Origin of the sequence: Dermacoccus sp. PE3 (genome assembly GCF_001021715.1) — a bacterium.
GTDB lineage: Bacteria > Actinomycetota > Actinomycetes > Actinomycetales > Dermatophilaceae > Dermacoccus > Dermacoccus abyssi.
Genome location: NZ_LDCM01000002.1, coordinates 88,914 through 103,512, shown reverse-complemented (window position 1 = coordinate 103,512; position 14,599 = coordinate 88,914). Strand labels below are relative to the sequence as shown.

At 67.3% G+C, this 14,599-nt stretch carries 13 protein-coding genes and 2 tRNA genes; 4 read left to right on the top strand and 11 right to left on the bottom strand.

Annotation, left to right across the window (positions count from 1 at the left end):
• The first annotated feature begins 8 nt into the window (after window positions 1–8).
• The gene (locus tag AA983_RS06000; RefSeq protein WP_047311367.1) at window positions 9–716 is read left to right on the top strand and encodes an SDR family oxidoreductase; all 708 of its coding nucleotides are present in this window, start codon (window positions 9–11) and stop codon (window positions 714–716) included.
• 76 nt (window positions 717–792) lie between these two features.
• Here the strand turns inward: AA983_RS06000 and glmS are convergent, their stop codons facing one another.
• Both glmS and AA983_RS05990 read right to left on the bottom strand, forming a co-directional pair.
• On the bottom strand, window positions 793–2,613 hold the full coding sequence (glmS, locus tag AA983_RS05995; RefSeq protein ID WP_047311366.1) for a glutamine--fructose-6-phosphate transaminase (isomerizing): 1,821 nt from the start codon (window positions 2,611–2,613) through the stop codon (window positions 793–795).
• A gap of 22 nt (window positions 2,614–2,635) precedes the next feature.
• A complete protein-coding gene (locus AA983_RS05990; RefSeq protein ID WP_047311365.1) occupies window positions 2,636–2,896 on the bottom strand; it encodes a hypothetical protein in 261 nt (86 codons plus the stop codon).
• 282 nt (window positions 2,897–3,178) lie between these two features.
• Between AA983_RS05990 and AA983_RS15640 the strand changes: the two genes are divergently transcribed.
• On the top strand, window positions 3,179–3,652 hold the full coding sequence (locus tag AA983_RS15640) for an excalibur calcium-binding domain-containing protein (protein WP_082128751.1): 474 nt from the start codon (window positions 3,179–3,181) through the stop codon (window positions 3,650–3,652).
• A 75-nt stretch (window positions 3,653–3,727) separates the two neighbouring features.
• Here AA983_RS15640 and AA983_RS05980 read toward each other — a convergent pair whose 3' ends face one another.
• Window positions 3,728–4,315 carry a T6SS immunity protein Tdi1 domain-containing protein gene (locus AA983_RS05980; RefSeq protein WP_047311364.1) on the bottom strand — a complete coding sequence of 196 codons (588 nt, stop codon included), beginning with the start codon at window positions 4,313–4,315 and terminating at the stop codon, window positions 3,728–3,730.
• Window positions 4,316–4,479: 164 nt separating this feature from the next.
• Between AA983_RS05980 and valS the strand changes: the two genes are divergently transcribed.
• On the top strand, window positions 4,480–7,161 hold the full coding sequence (gene valS, locus AA983_RS05975; RefSeq protein ID WP_047311363.1) for a valine--tRNA ligase: 2,682 nt from the start codon (window positions 4,480–4,482) through the stop codon (window positions 7,159–7,161).
• A gap of 91 nt (window positions 7,162–7,252) precedes the next feature.
• Here valS and clpX read toward each other — a convergent pair whose 3' ends face one another.
• From clpX to AA983_RS05945, 6 genes are all read right to left on the bottom strand, one after another.
• Window positions 7,253–8,491 (bottom strand): ATP-dependent Clp protease ATP-binding subunit ClpX, encoded by a 1,239-nt coding sequence (clpX, locus tag AA983_RS05970; RefSeq protein WP_047311362.1) that lies wholly within the window; start codon window positions 8,489–8,491, stop codon window positions 7,253–7,255.
• 232 nt (window positions 8,492–8,723) lie between these two features.
• Window positions 8,724–9,386 (bottom strand): ATP-dependent Clp protease proteolytic subunit, encoded by a 663-nt coding sequence (locus AA983_RS05965; RefSeq protein WP_047311361.1) that lies wholly within the window; start codon window positions 9,384–9,386, stop codon window positions 8,724–8,726.
• 32 nt (window positions 9,387–9,418) lie between these two features.
• Window positions 9,419–10,006: an ATP-dependent Clp protease proteolytic subunit gene (locus tag AA983_RS05960; RefSeq protein WP_047311658.1), complete on the bottom strand. Its 588-nt coding sequence runs from the start codon at window positions 10,004–10,006 to the stop codon at window positions 9,419–9,421.
• Window positions 10,007–10,289: 283 nt separating this feature from the next.
• Complete coding sequence (gene tig, locus AA983_RS05955) at window positions 10,290–11,813, bottom strand: trigger factor (RefSeq protein ID WP_082128750.1); 1,524 nt, start codon at window positions 11,811–11,813, stop codon at window positions 10,290–10,292.
• 128 nt (window positions 11,814–11,941) lie between these two features.
• A tRNA-Pro gene (locus AA983_RS05950) sits at window positions 11,942–12,015 on the bottom strand.
• Between the two features lie 114 nt (window positions 12,016–12,129).
• Window positions 12,130–12,203 (bottom strand) — tRNA-Gly (locus AA983_RS05945).
• Between the two features lie 187 nt (window positions 12,204–12,390).
• Between AA983_RS05945 and AA983_RS05940 the strand changes: the two genes are divergently transcribed.
• Complete coding sequence (locus AA983_RS05940) at window positions 12,391–12,582, top strand: antitoxin (protein WP_047311360.1); 192 nt, start codon at window positions 12,391–12,393, stop codon at window positions 12,580–12,582.
• A gap of 124 nt (window positions 12,583–12,706) precedes the next feature.
• On the opposite strand, the gene AA983_RS05935 is transcribed toward AA983_RS05940, so the two are convergent.
• Complete coding sequence (locus AA983_RS05935) at window positions 12,707–13,837, bottom strand: PP2C family protein-serine/threonine phosphatase (protein ID WP_052946928.1); 1,131 nt, start codon at window positions 13,835–13,837, stop codon at window positions 12,707–12,709.
• A gap of 108 nt (window positions 13,838–13,945) precedes the next feature.
• Entirely contained in the window at window positions 13,946–14,410 is a 465-nt protein-coding gene (locus AA983_RS05930) for a ribose-5-phosphate isomerase (RefSeq protein WP_047311655.1), read from the bottom strand.
• Window positions 14,411–14,599: the final 189 nt, after the last annotated feature.

Below are 14,599 nucleotides of genomic sequence, written 5' to 3'. Positions count from 1 at the left end.
GTGGAGGCATGACTCGACCCGTCGTCCTCGTCACCGGAGCCACCCGCGGCATCGGAGCCGCCGTCTGCGACGCGCTCGCCGACGACCACGATCTCGTCGTCGGGGGCACGAACGCCGATGCGGTCGCGGCCGTATGCAACCGCTATCCGTCGGCGCGCCCTTTCACGGCCGACCTCACGGACGCGAGCGCCGTGGAACGGGCCGTCGACGAACTCGGCCTCGAACGTCTCGACGGGCTCGTTCACTCAGCGGGCCTGCTGGGCAGCGGAGCCTTCCGGGATCTGACCAGAGACGACTGGCGACGCACCTTCGAGGTCAACGTCTTTGCCGTCGCCGACCTCACGCGCCTGCTCCTGCCCGCACTCGAGGCGGCGCCCGGCACGGTCGTCGTCATCAACTCGGGTTCGGGCCTGACCGCGAACGGGCCGGGCGGCGTCTACTCGGCCTCGAAGTTCGCGGCCCGCGCCTTGACGGACGCGATGCGGGAGGAGTTGCGCCCCGCCGGCATCCGCGTTTCGTCGGTGCACCCGGGCCGCGTGGCGACGGACATGCAGGTCGAACTCAACGAGTTCGAGGGCCGCGAGTACGACGCGGAGAACTACCTGCGCCCGGAGTCGGTCGCGAGCGCCGTTCGCGCCGCACTCACCGCGACGCCCGACGCCAACTTCGACATGGTCTCGGTCCGCCCCGGCCCGGCTGCGTCCAACCGCTCGTGACGTGAAGCGTTCGCGGTAGGACACTTCCGAGGACACCACGAGCAGCACTCCGGCCAACGACCAGCGTCCGCTCGAATCACTCGACGGTGACCGACTTCGCCAGGTTTCGCGGCTTGTCGACATCGTGGCCCAGCGCCACGGCCGCACGGTAGGCCAGGATCTGGGTCGGAATGGTGAGAAGAATCGGATCCAGCTCCGGTTCGTTCTTGGGCACGACGACGGTGTCCACGCCGAGGTGGGCGAGGTCGACACCCGGATGCGTGATCGCTACGAGCGGACCCTTGCGGGCCAGGACCTGCTCACACGCAGCGATGTTTCGCTGCGTGAGTTCATCGTCCGGCACGATCGCCACCGTGGGCATGTCGGGGTTGATGAGGGCGAGCGGGCCGTGCTTCAGCTCGCTGGTCTGATACGCCTCGGCGTGCACATAGCTGATCTCCTTGAGCTTCTGGGCGCCTTCGCGAGCGACCGGGAAGCCGCGCACACGGCCGATGTAGAAGGCGCTCGTCGACTGGGCGAGCTTGCCCACGATGGGCGCGAAACCGTCGGAGGCATCGATGATGTCCTGGATCTGCGCAGGAATCCGCTCAAGACCGGCGATGATCCGCTTGCCGTCCGCGAAGGAGAGGTCGTGCAGACGACCGAGGTGCAACGCGAGCATGGCGAATGACAACGCCATGTTCGTCAGCGCCTTGGTCGAGGCCACGGCGATCTCGGGGCCGGCGTGCAGGTAGACGCCCCCATCGACTTCGCGCGCGATGCTCGAACCGACGACGTTGACGAGCCCGATGACGCGCCCGCCCTTGCGCTTGATCTCGTTGACGGCGAACGCAGTGTCGGCGGTCTCACCACTCTGCGACACGACGACGTAAAGAGTGTCCGACTCGATGATGGGGCGGCGGTAGCGGAACTCGGACGCAGCCTCGGCGTCCGCAGGGATGCGTGCCAGGTCCTCGATCAGCTGAGCCCCCACTTGACCGACGTAGTACGCCGAACCACAGCCGAGGATCTTGACCCGTCGGAACGAGCGAAGTTCGCGGGCGTCGAGCGCAAGACCGTCGAGGCGAGCAGTGGCGAATCGCTCGTCGAGGCGTCCGCGCAGACAGGTCGCCGCAGCTTCAGGCTGCTCGCACAACTCCTTGAGCATGTAGTGCTCGTGACCGGACAGCTCCAGATCCTCGGCCGCCACGCTGATCTCCACCGGAACGCGCCCGGTCTCGTTCGAATCACGGTCGAACGTGACGAATCCGTCGGCGGTGACGGTCGCCAACTCTCCGTCGTCGAGGTGGACGACACGATTCGTGTGCTGTACGAGCGCCGCGACGTCGCTGGCGACGAACATCTCCTTCTCGCCCACCCCCACGATGAGTGGCGAGCCACTGCGAGCGACCACGATGCGATCGGGATGACGCTCGTCCAGTACGGCCAGCGCGTAGGTGCCGCTCAGCCTCCCGAGGGCGTCCAGAACTGCATCTTCGAGGGTTTCGGCCTCGGCGCGGGCGATGAGGTGCGCGACGGCTTCGGTGTCGGTGTCGCTGCTCAGGCGCACGCCCTCTGCTTCGAGGGCGGAGCGCAGATTGGCGGCGTTGTCGATGATGCCGTTGTGGACGACGCTGATACGGCCGTCCGCGCTCGAGTGCGGGTGGGCGTTTCGCTCCTCAGCCGGTCCGTGGGTGGCCCAACGGGTGTGTCCGATGCCGATCCTGCCCGAGAGGCGCTTGGGCAGCGCGGCTTCGAGCGCGCGCACACGACCAACGGTCCGTACGCGTGTCGTGCCCTTCGGTCCGAGAACCGCGACGCCTGCCGAGTCGTAGCCGCGGTATTCGAGACGGGTAAGCCCCTCGATGAGGGACGGGGCGGCGGCCTTCCTGCCCACGTAGCCGACGATTCCACACATTTCGTATTCCTTTGCGAGGGGCTCAGCCGTAGACGATGCGGCGCAGTTGCCGCTCGCTCAGCTGCGGAGCCTTGACGGGTCGGGTTCGCAGTTCGTCCGCGATGACGCGAAACGCCTCTGCGTTGCGGGTGCCGTAGAGCTGAAGATGCGCGTGCCGACGACGCACGTATTCCTCGACCGGTTCGTCGTAGAAGGCGAGTACGTCGTCGATGACGCGCGCTGCCTCGTTCGTCGGCAAGCCGGTGCTCACCGCGATGCGCTGTACGAGTTCCTCATCGGGCACGTCTCAAGAGTGCGGCCAAGGCGAACGAAGACCAACTATTTGCCCGAAATCGGGCAGATTCCTCAACGTTCAGCCCCGCCTCGTGCCGTCGCACCGCCCCTCGTCGGCAACGCATGCGGCACGTAGCTCTGGCACCGAATCCGTCTCGTCGCTCAAGCGATGGAGGCGGAACCGCGTCCACCCACAGCGGGGCGTACATGTTCTGCGAAAACAGCTCCCCCCGCCCCGTCCGCAACTAGTCTGATGTGACCTGATTCACACTTCTCTCTCGAAGGAGCCCCCATGAAGGCTCGACTTTCCACTCTTGCCGTCCTCGGCGCAGGCGCGACAGTGCTCGTAGGCGTCGCCGCTCCAGCACAGGCGGTCCCCGGCGTCTACTACAAGGACTGCGCGGCGGCCATCGCAGCGCGCGCCGCCCCCATCTCGGCCAGTGAGCCCGGCTACCGCCTCGGACTCGATCGCGACCGCGATGGCGTCGCCTGCGACCGGGGCCTGCCCGACGGATACGTCAAGCGTGCCCCGTCCACGCCAGCTCCCGCTCCCGCAACGTCGACGACAGCCCCGACCCCGGCAAGCGAGGCCCCCGCGACGTCGACGCCGCCCCCGTCGAACTCGACCGCCAGCGCTGCGGGCCCGATTGTTCAAACCGATCACGTGGGTGGTGACAAGGGCAACTCCGGCTTGACGATCCTGTCCGGTGTCGCAGCGGCAGCTGCAGCGGGCGCCGTCGCTGCTCGACGGTCCGCCAAGCGCTGACCTCACCGACCCCGTACAGCAAGGGCCGGGTTCCAGTTCGAACTGGCACCCGGCCCTTGCTGTACGGCAGGCGCCTCAGCGCCCGCGCTGCTCGCGGACCATGCGGTGGGTCAGCAGCGCGTGCTGCACGCCGTCGCCCTTCGTCAGCGACTCGGGGCTGACGGAGCCGCCGAGCGGCAGCATCGGCGTGAAGTAGTACAGCTCGCCGTCGCCCAGCGGGCCGAGCTTCGATCGCGCACCCTGGTGCGGGCCTCGCAGGTCGGAAAGGTGTGAGCTCTGCGAGAGCAGGTGCTCGGTGAAGAACTCCTCGACAGAACCGGCGACCACCATGTTCGTGAGGAAGTGCGGGTCGAGGCACTCGACCTGGCCCGACGGAGCCACGTGGTACACGTGCCCGAAGCTCGTCACGGCGAACGGAATGCTCGACACGTCGGCGCCGAACCACTCGACGAGCACCGGCATCCACCGGCTCGGGTCGACGAGCAACAGTTCCTGCTGGCCGTACCAGCCGAGGCCGTGGCGGCGGTACAGCTCGACGAGCGACGAGGGCAGCTTGCCCTGCGCGTACTCGAGGAAGCCCTCCCCGACCGGCGTCACCTGGGTGGGGGCGTACCGCGAGACGAACGGCTCCAGCGCGAAGGACCCACGCGAGTCAAAGTTCATCGGACTTACTCCTTCTCGGGTTCACGCACCGACTCGCAGCCACTGCGCGAACGCCTCATCGTCGCGCGCCCGTGCTGTCGCGGGGCACGCCCATTCCTTCTAAGACTAGGCGGACGGCGCGGGCGTTGTCGCATCGAGGTGAAAGGGCATGAAAACATGGCCCCATGACTGCTGACTCCACGCCCACCGCTCGTCCCATGCCGGACAAGCCCACCGTCGACGGACTCGAAGACACGTGGGGCGCGGTATGGAAGCAGAACGGCACGTACACCTTCGACCGCGAGCGCGCCCTCGACCTGCCGCGCGAGCAGGTTTTCGCCATCGACACGCCCCCGCCGACGGCGTCCGGTTCACTGCACGTGGGTCACGTGTTCAGCTACACCCACACCGACTGCATGGCGCGCTACCAGCGCATGCAGGGCCGCGAGGTCTTCTACCCGATCGGCTGGGACGACAACGGCCTGCCCACCGAGCGTCGCGTGCAGAACTACTACGGCGTGCGCGGTGACGCGACCAAGGCGTACATCCCGAACTACACGCCGCCGCTCGAGGGCGCCGAGGGCAAGAGCGTCAAGGCCGCCGACCAGCAGCCCATCGGGCGTCAGAACTTCATCGAACTGTGTGACGTGCTCACGGTCAAGGACGAGGAAACCTTCGAGGCCCTCTTCCGTCGCCTGGGCATCAGCGTCGACTGGAACGTCTCCTACCGCACGATCGACGAGCGCTCCCGCGCCGTCGCCCAGCAGGCCTTCCTGCGCAACCTTTCGCGCGGCGAGGCCTACCAGCAAGAGGCTCCCGGTCTGTGGGACGTGACGTTCCAGACGGCCGTGGCCCAGGCCGAGCTCGAGGCGCGCGACTACCCGGGGGCCTACCACCGCGTCGCGTTCCACAGCGACGCCGCAGACGACGGCCGCGTCTACATCGAGACGACGCGCCCCGAGTTGCTGCCCGCCGTCGTCGCGCTCATCGCGCACCCGGACGACGAGCGCTACCAGCCGCTGTTCGGCACCACGGTCACGAGCCCGCTGTTCGGCGTCGAGATCCCGGTCCTCTCGCACCCGATGGCGGAGATGGACAAGGGTGCCGGCATCGCGATGTGCTGCACCTTCGGTGATCTCACCGACGTGCAGTGGTGGCGCGAACTGCAGCTGCCGACCCGCTCGATCATCACCCGCAGCGGCCGCATCACCGCCGAGACCCCGGAGTGGATCGCGGGCGGTCCCGGCGAGCAGCTCTTCGCCGAGGAGCTCGCGACGAAGACGACGTTCACGGCACGCGAGAACGTCGTCAAGGCGCTCATCGCCTCCGGCGACCTCGACGGTGAGCCAAAGAAGACCCAGCGCAAGGCCAACTTCTTCGAGAAGGGCGACAAGCCCCTCGAGATCGTCACGAGCCGCCAGTGGTACATCAAGAACGGTGGCCGCGACGCCGACCTGCGCGCTGCCCTCGTGGAACGCGGCAATGAGATGACCTGGCACCCGGGCTTCATGCAGAGCCGCTACACGAACTGGATCGAGGGCCTGCACGGCGACTGGCTCATCTCGCGCCAGCGCTTCTTCGGCGTGCCGTTCCCGATCTGGTACCCGGTCGACGCGCAGGGCGAGACCGACTACGACAACCCGATCGTGCCCGACGAGGCCGACCTGCCGATCGACCCGCAGGGTCAGGCGCCGAAGGGCTACGACGAGTCCCAGCGCGGTCAGGCGGGCGGCTTCGTCGCCGACCCGGATGTCATGGACACCTGGGCGACGTCGTCGCTGTCGCCGCAGATCGCCACCGGCTGGCCGATCGCCGACGGCAGCGACCACGGCAGCGACGCCGAGCTGTTCGCCAAGATCTTCCCGATGGACATGCGCCCGCAGGGCCACGACATCATCCGTACCTGGCTGTTCGCGACGGCGGTGCGCGCGCACCACGAGAACGGCTCGGTGCCGTGGACGAACACGGCCATCTCCGGCTGGATCCTCGACCCGGACCGCAAGAAGATGTCGAAGTCGAAGGGCAACGCGCAGACGCCCGAGGACGTCGTCAAGGAGTTCGGCGCCGACGCCGTGCGCTACTGGGCCGCCTCCGGGCGCCTCGGCACCGACGCCGCGTACGACACGGGTCAGATGAAGGTCGGCCGTCGCCTCGCGATGAAGATCCTCAACGCCTCGAAGTTCGCGTACCTGACGCCGGAGCCGAGCGCCGCCGACGGTGACCTGCTCGCGCTCGTGACGCAGCCGCTCGACACGTCGATGCTGGCCACGCTGCACGACGTCGTCGAACGCGCCACGAAGGGCTTCGAGGCCTGGGATTACACCCGCTCCCTCGAGCTGACCGAGACGTTCTTCTGGACGTTCTGTGACGACTACATCGAGCTCGTCAAGGAGCGCGCCAACAACCGTGACGGTAAGTTCAGCGACGCCGAGGCCGCTTCGGCCCAGGCTGCGGTCCGCATCGCTCTCGACGTGCTGCTGCGCCTCTTCGCGCCGGTGTTGCCGTACGCCACGGAGGAAGTGTGGTCGTGGACGCACGCGGACTCGATCCACCGCGCGCCGTGGCCGTCGGTCACAGGCTCGACGCTCCCGGCCGACGCCGACCCGAAGGTTCTCACGGCGGTCTCGCAGGCTCTCGCGGGTGTGCGCCGCGCCAAGTCGGACGCGAAGCTCGGCATGCGTGCCGAGGTCACGTCGATGACGCTCGCGGGCCCGGCTGACGCTCTCGCAGCCGCCGAGAAGGGTGAGGCCGATCTGCGCGCTGCAGGTCGCATCACCGGTATGACGACGGCGGTCGAGGAGACCGAGGGCGCAACGCTCGTCGTGCGCGACGCAGAGCTCACGCCTCCCCCGCCGAAGCAGAAGTGACGCAGTGACACGACGAAGCGGCCCTGACCTTTCACAAGGTCAGGGCCGCTTCGTTCGTTCTCGCACTCAGGCGTGACGGCGAGCGCGTGAATCAGGCGGCGCGGCGACGCACGATCGTCGGGTCGACGCGGTCGAGCACGACCTCGCGGGTGACGACGACCTTGTCGATGTCGTCCTCGCTTGGCACGTCAAACATCACCGGCAGGAGCACCTCTTCGAGGATGGCGCGCAGACCGCGAGCGCCGGTGCCGCGGCTCATCGCCTGCTCGGCGACGGCGTCCAGGGCATCGGGAGTGAACTCGAGCTTCACACCGTCGATCTCGAACATGCGCTTGTACTGCTTGACGAGGGCGTTCTTCGGCTCGGTGAGGATGCTCACCATGCCCTTACGGTCGAGCGGCTCGACGGTCGTGATGACGGGCAGACGACCGATGAACTCGGGGATGAGGCCGAACTTCATGAGGTCCTCGGGCTGCACCTCGGCCATCGAGGCATCGCCACCGGCGGGCGTGTGCAGCTGCGAGCCGAAGCCGAGGCCCTTCTTGCCGTTGCGGTCCTCGATGATCTTCTCGAGGCCCGCGAACGCACCACCGACGATGAACAGCACGTTCGTCGTGTCGATCTGGATGAACTCCTGGTGCGGGTGCTTGCGCCCACCCTGGGGCGGCACCGAGGCGGCCGTGCCCTCGAGGATCTTGAGCAGCGCCTGCTGCACGCCCTCACCGGAGACGTCGCGCGTGATCGACGGGTTCTCGCTCTTGCGGGCCACCTTGTCGATCTCGTCGATGTAGATGATGCCGGTCTCGGCCTTCTTCGTGTCGAAATCGGAGGCCTGCAGTAGCTTGAGCAGGATGTTCTCGACGTCCTCACCGACGTAGCCGGCCTCCGTCAGCGCCGTGGCGTCCGCGATGGCGAACGGGACGTTGAGCATCTTGGCCATCGTCTGGGCGAGGTAGGTCTTGCCGCAGCCGGTGGGGCCGATGAGCAGGATGTTGGACTTGGCGATCTCCACCGGGTCCTTCGACGTCGAGTCGGACGCCTGGACGCGCTTGTAGTGGTTGTAGACCGCGACGGCGAGGGCGCGCTTGGCGGCGTCCTGGCCGATGACGTACTCGCGCAGGAAGTCGAAGATCTCGCGCGGCTTCGGCAGCTTCTCGAGGCCGAGATCGACCGAGTCGGTCAGCTCTTCCTCGATGATCTCGTTGCACAGGTCGATGCACTCGTCACAGATGTAGACGCCGGGGCCGGCAATCAGCTTCTTGACCGTCTTCTGGCTCTTGCCACAGAACGAACACTTGAGCAGATCGCTGCTCTCGCCCACTCGTGCCACCGGTCGTTCCCTTCGTCGTCCTACCTAGACAACACGGGGATCGCCCCGTGAAGTGCACCGTACGACGGTAGTTCACCGCGCACGTCTCCCCCATCATTGAACCGCGCGTGGCGGCTCGACGCGAGCCTGTTCGCCACCGGCGGAAAGCCCGCGTCACCTACGCGAACGCGCCGGCACCCCCGAAGGGCACCGGCGCGTTCGTGTCGTCACGTCGCGTTCACAGCGCGAGGCATCACTGCTCGAGCGAGGCCTTGCGGCTCTGCAGCACCTCGTCGACGAGACCGTACTCCTTGGCCATCTCGGCCGTGAGGATCTTGTCGCGGTCGATGTCGGCTCGCACCTGCTCGAGGCTGCGACCGGAGTGCTTCGCCAGCGTCTCCTCCAGCCAGTCACGCATACGCATGATCTCGTTGGCCTGGATCTCGACGTCGGAGGCCTGGCCACCCGAGCCCTCCATGGCCGGCTGGTGGATGAGAACGCGAGCGTTCGGCAGCGCGAAACGCTTGCCCGGCGCACCGGCACCCAGCAGCACAGCGGCGGCCGAAGCGGCCTGGCCGAGCACGAACGTCTGCACGTCCGGGCGAATGTACTGCATCGTGTCGTAGATCGCCGTGAGGGCCGTGAACGAGCCACCGGGCGAGTTGATGTACATGAGGATGTCGCGGTCCGGGTCCTGCGATTCCAGGACGATGAGCTGCGCAATGATGTCGTCGGCCGACGCGTCGTCGACCTGGACGCCGAGGAAGATAATGCGGTCCTCGAACAGCTTCGTGTACGGGTCGAGGCGCTTCGTGCCGTAGGAGGTGCGCTCCTCGAACTGCGGCAGGATGTAGCGGCTCGTGGGCATCGGCGCCGTCACGCCGCCGTGAGCGCCCGTCGGGTTCGTGTAGTTCATTGAATTACTCCGTCAGTAGTCGCGGGCGGCGATCAGTTGGACGACTTCGTCGCGTCCGAAGAACGCTCGAAGACGTGGTCGACGAAGCCGTACTCCTTGGCCTCGTTCGCCGTGAACCAGCGGTCGCGGTCCGAGTCGGCCTCGATCTTCTCGACCGGCTGACCCGTGTGCTCTGCGATGAGCTCGGCCATCTGCTCCTTGATGTGCAGCAGCTGCTCGGCCTGGGTCTTGACGTCGGACGCCGTTCCCTGAATGCCACCGAGGGGCTGGTGCATCATGATGCGCGCGTGCGGCGTCGCGTAGCGCTTGCCCTGAGCGCCGGCGGACAGCAGGAACTGGCCCATCGAGGCAGCGAGGCCCATGGCCACGGTGCACACGTCGTTCGGCACCCACTGCATCGTGTCGAAGATGGCCATACCGGCCGTCACCGAACCACCCGGGGAGTTGATGTAGAGCCAGATGTCCTTCTCCGGGTCCTCGGCAGCCAGCAGGAGAAGCTGCGCGCAGATCGCGTTCGCGTTGTCGTCGCGCACGTCCGATCCGAGGAAGATGATGCGCTCCTTGAGGAGGCGGTTGTAGATCTGGTCGTCGAGACCGGCAGCCATCTGCTGGCTCGCCATGACCACGTCCGAGGACTTGGCTGTCGTCAAGGGATCACTCCATCCGAATCTGCCACCCGGCACGCGGGTGACACCATGCTTGAACTCTTCACTGACCCTAACGCGCGGGCCCGCGACTTTCGTCCCCGTCCCGGCCGGTGTTCGCCCTGGGCGCAAGCGCGGGCGCTGACCGACTCCCGCGAGGCACACGCAAAACTGCGGCCCGATGACGAGGCGCGGCTCCGCTCGCACCGGGTGTGCGTGCGGAGCCGCGCTCCTGCTGGCGTTCAGGCCTGCGGCGACATCACTTGTCGTCGGCAGCCTTCTTCGTCGCGGTCTTCTTGGCCGTGCTCTTCTTGGCAGCTGCCTTCTTGGCCGGCTTCTCGTCGCCGTCCTTGGCAGCGGCCTTCTTGGCCGTGCTCTTCTTCGCGGCAGCCTTCTTGGCCGGCTTCTCGTCGCCGTCCTTGGCAGCGGCCTTCTTGGCCGTGCTCTTCTTCGCAGCTGCCTTCTTGGCTGGCTTCTCCTCGGCGGGCTTCTCGTCCGCGTCGGCCTCGTCGTCACCGGTGTCGACGGCCTCGTTGAGGTCGACGACGTTGCCCGCGGTGTCCTTGACCTTGGCGGACTCGAGGACCGTGGCGAGCGCCTTGCGGCGAGCGACCTCACCCATGATGGCCGGCACCTGGCCCTGGGCGTCGAGCGCCTGGGCGAAGGTGTTCGGGTCCATGCCGTACTGCTGCGCCGACATGATGAGGTACTCGATGAGCTCCTCCTGGCCGACCTGGATCTCCTGGGACTCGACGATCTCGTCGAGCAGGAGCTGCGTGGCGACCTGCTTGCGGGTGCTCTCGGTGACCTCAGCGCGGTGCTCGTCGTCGTCGAGGCGGTTCTCGCCCTCGAGGTGGTTGTGCACCTCTTCGTTGACGACGCCGTCCGGGACGGGGATGTCAATGGCCTCCAGAAGCGCGTCGAGCACCTTGTCACGGGCCTGGACGCCCTGCTCGAAGCGCTTCGTGCGCTCGACCTCGGAGCGCAGGTCGGCCTTCAGCTCGTCGAGCGTGTCGAAGGACGAGGCCAGCTGGGCGAACTCGTCGTCGAGCTCGGGGAGCTCGCGCTCCTTGACCGACTCGATCTTGACGGTGCACTCGGCGTCCTGGCCCTCGTGCTCGCCACCGGCCAGCGGCGACGTGAAGGTGGTCTCCTCGCCGGCCTTGAGGCCGGTGAGCGCCTTGTCGAGGCCCTCGAGCATCGTGCCCGAGCCGATCTCGTAGGAGACGCCCGAGACGGAGTCGATCTCGTTGCCGTCGATCGTGGCGGACAGGTCGATGGAGACGAAGTCGCCCTTCTTGGCCTTGCGCTCGACGCCCTTGAGCGTGCCGAAGCGCTCACGCAGCTCGGTGATGCGCTCTTCGAGGTCGGCGTCGCTGACCTCGATCGGGTCGACCTCGACCTCGAGGGTGTCGAAGGCGGGGAGCTTGATCTCGGGGCGGACGTCGACCTCAGCGGTGAACGTCAGGCCCTGGCCCTCGTCGAGCGGGAAGTCGGTGATGTCGACCTCGGGCTGACCGAGCGGCTTGATGTCGTTCTCGACGATCGCGTTGGTGTACAGCTCGGGGAGCGCCTCGTTGACGGCCTCCTGCACGACGGCTGCACGGCCGAAGCGCTGCTCGATGAGCTTCGCGGGAACCTTGCCCTTGCGGAAGCCGGGGATCTGAACCTGCTCGCCGATCGTCTTGTACGCCTTGTCCAGGCTCGGCTTGAGCTCCTCGGCAGTCACGTCGACGGTCAGCTTGATCCGCGTCGGGTTGAGGGTCTCGACAGCGCTCTTCACAGCGTGTACTCCAGTAGTCGATGGGATGGGTCACGAGCCGCGACCGGCGAGGCGGGACGCCTGCTGCGTCCTGGCGCCTCATTGCACGGCGCGGCTCGCCGTACATGAACTTCTGTCCATGCTAACGGTCGGGGTAACAGGATTCGAACCTGCGGCCTTCCGCTCCCAAAGCGGACGCGCTACCAAGCTGCGCCATACCCCGCTCACAACCTCGTGTGAACACCGCATTCTCGCACAAGCCGCGGCCTCACCGGCTCTGGCACCTGCCAGGAACGACGAACGGCGGCCCTCGTGGTGAGGGCCGCCGTTCGCGGTGTGGAGCGGGCGACGAGAATCGAACTCGCGTAATCAGTTTGGAAGACTGAGGCTCTACCATTGAGCTACGCCCGCATGTTCGGCCCACATGCTAGCGCACTCGATGCGCGCCTCGCGCACCGCAGCTGCCCGCGCCGCGTCAGGTCGCAGTTTGCGCCACATGGTGAACGCGAACTCTCGACTCCGACCTGAATTTGTGTTGGGGTGGGAACCAAGTCCGGGAACCCCCGGCACAGTGTTCCGACTACACAGGAGGATCAGCATGGGAATCTTCGACAGCGCCAAGGACAAGGCCAGCGACTTCGCCGAGCAGAACCCCGACAAGCTCGACCAGGGCGTCGAGAAGGCGGGTGACTTCGCCGACGACCGTACGGGCGGCGAGCACGCTGACAAGATCGACAAGGGTCAGGACTTCGCCAACGAGAAGCTCGACGGCCTCGGCGGCGGTCAGTGATCTCGGGCTGACGCCTGAAACTTCAAAAGGGCCCCTCGGACAACGCGTCCGAGGGGCCCTTTTGCTGTGCGCCGGGGCGAGCGCGCCCGACCACGCCCTTTTGCGGCGAACGTTCCTGCGTGGCTCAGAGCATCGGACGTCGGTAGCGGCGGTTGCCGTCGCGCCAGATGACGACGACGGAGCGGTCGTCGTCGCCGCCCAGGGCGGCGGAGGTCGTGCAGATGCGATGAGCGCCGCCCGTGAGACCCTCGCTGATTGCCGACTGCGTCATGGCGAGCAGGCGCTGCGTCCCGGCGGTGATGTCGCCGCCGGGACCCTCGACGACGCCATCGCTGTAGAACACGACGACATCACCCGGCGCGAGCATCCCTGCCGCACGGGAGAAGTCGTCCCGTCCCTGCTCGAAGAGGCCGAGGAGCAACCCCTCGGCACCGGTGACCATCTCCCAGCGGCGCGAGTCCGCGTGGTAGTGCGCCGCACTGGGGTGGCCCGCGGTCCCGATGCTGTACGAGCCGGTCCGCAGGTCGAGGGCGATGTGGATGGCGGAGGCAAAACCGTCACGCCAGCCCTGACGAATGAGGTAGCGGTTGGCCGCCGGCAGGAAGCCGGCCGGATCCGTTTCCCCGAGCAACCCGCTCAGTGCACCCGAGAGGAGCAGCGCGCGCATCCCTGCGGAGTGGCCACTGCCGGAGACATCGGTGAGAGCCACGTCGAGCTGGTCGCCGTGTCGGGCGCAGACGACGAAGTCGCCGCTGAACGCCCCACCCTTCGCGGGCAGGACGCAGTGCTCCATACGCACGTCGTCGGGAAGTTCGGGGGCGAGTGCCTGACGGTCGAGCCGCTCGCGAAGGTCCTTGAGCATGCCGGAACCCACGCTGAGTGGCACACCGAGTGCCTGCACGTTGCGCGTCACGAAGAACACGAGGCCGACGACGGCGAGGACGACGCACGCCACCGACCACTCGACGGCGCGATCACCCCAGGCGTACGCGACGACCACGAGGTAACCCGCCACGACGACGGCGATGGCCCGAGCCAGGGTGCGCCCCGACAGGAGGAACCCGGCGCACACGATGAGCGGCACGAAAACCGATTGGGAAACCGTGCCGGGGAAGCTGATACCGGCCAGTGTCGCGACGAGGGTGAGGAACGTGATGACCGCCGCGAGCAGGCGCGAGGAGTTGCGCCGGGGCGTCACGATGCGGCGCACCGACCGCTGGGGGCGCACCCGCTCGCTCGTGACGTCAAGAACCACAGATGCCATTCTATCCGGGGTGACAAACGTCTCACGAGGCGCCTGTGGACAAAGCGCAAGCACCGGGCCCGCACGGCATGCGGGGCCCGGCGCTCGGGTGTCAGTGACTCACAGCGGCGGCAGCGTGCCGTCCGTCTCGTAGGCCTCGACCATGGCGATGCGGCGCGCGTGACGCTCGACGCCGGTGAACTGCGTCGTGATGAAGGTGCGGGCAATCTCCTTCGCCTGCTCGATCGTGACGAAGCGGCCACCGATCGAGGCGATCTGCGCACCGTTGTGCTCGCGCGCCAAGGAGGCGAACTCCGGCGTCAGACACAAGGCCGCACGAATACCCTCGACCTTGTTCGCCGCCATCTGCTCGCCGTTGCCCGAACCGCCCAGGACGAAGCCGAGCGAGTCGGCGTCGTCACGCACCGCCTCGGCCGCGCGCAGCACGAACACCGGGTAGTCGTCCTCCGCGTCGTACTCGGTGGGCCCGTGGTTGACGACGTCGTGCCCCTCAGCGGTGAGGAAGTCGACGAGGGCCTGCTGGGTTTCAAAGGCGGCGTGGTCGCCACCGACGTGGATGCGCATGTTTCTCTCTCGGTCGAGCGGGTCGTGGAGCTGGTCGAGCACGTTCGAGCGCGGCACGCCTCGGCCCGCGGGTCGTACCGCGAAAAACGCTCGTGCAATCCATCCTGCCACCTTCACCCCCGTGCAAGGATGGTCGACGGCGACCACTCGGGCGCGAGCGCGCCTCAGCGAACTGCGTCGCCTCCCCCC

Coding starts and splice junctions, on each gene's coding strand:
- AA983_RS05930 (WP_047311655.1), bottom strand. CDS start 14,410: ATGCGCATCCACGTCGGTGGCGACCACGCCGCCTTTGAAACCCAGCAG.
- AA983_RS05980 (WP_047311364.1), bottom strand. CDS start 4,315: ATGAACTTTGACTCGCGTGGGTCCTTCGCGCTGGAGCCGTTCGTCTCG.
- valS (WP_047311363.1), top strand. CDS start 4,480: ATGACTGCTGACTCCACGCCCACCGCTCGTCCCATGCCGGACAAGCCC.
- AA983_RS05940 (WP_047311360.1), top strand. CDS start 12,391: ATGGGAATCTTCGACAGCGCCAAGGACAAGGCCAGCGACTTCGCCGAG.
- glmS (WP_047311366.1), bottom strand. CDS start 2,613: ATGTGTGGAATCGTCGGCTACGTGGGCAGGAAGGCCGCCGCCCCGTCC.
- AA983_RS15640 (WP_082128751.1), top strand. CDS start 3,179: ATGAAGGCTCGACTTTCCACTCTTGCCGTCCTCGGCGCAGGCGCGACA.
- AA983_RS05960 (WP_047311658.1), bottom strand. CDS start 10,006: ATGGCGAGCCAGCAGATGGCTGCCGGTCTCGACGACCAGATCTACAAC.
- AA983_RS05965 (WP_047311361.1), bottom strand. CDS start 9,386: ATGAACTACACGAACCCGACGGGCGCTCACGGCGGCGTGACGGCGCCG.
- AA983_RS06000 (WP_047311367.1), top strand. CDS start 9: ATGACTCGACCCGTCGTCCTCGTCACCGGAGCCACCCGCGGCATCGGA.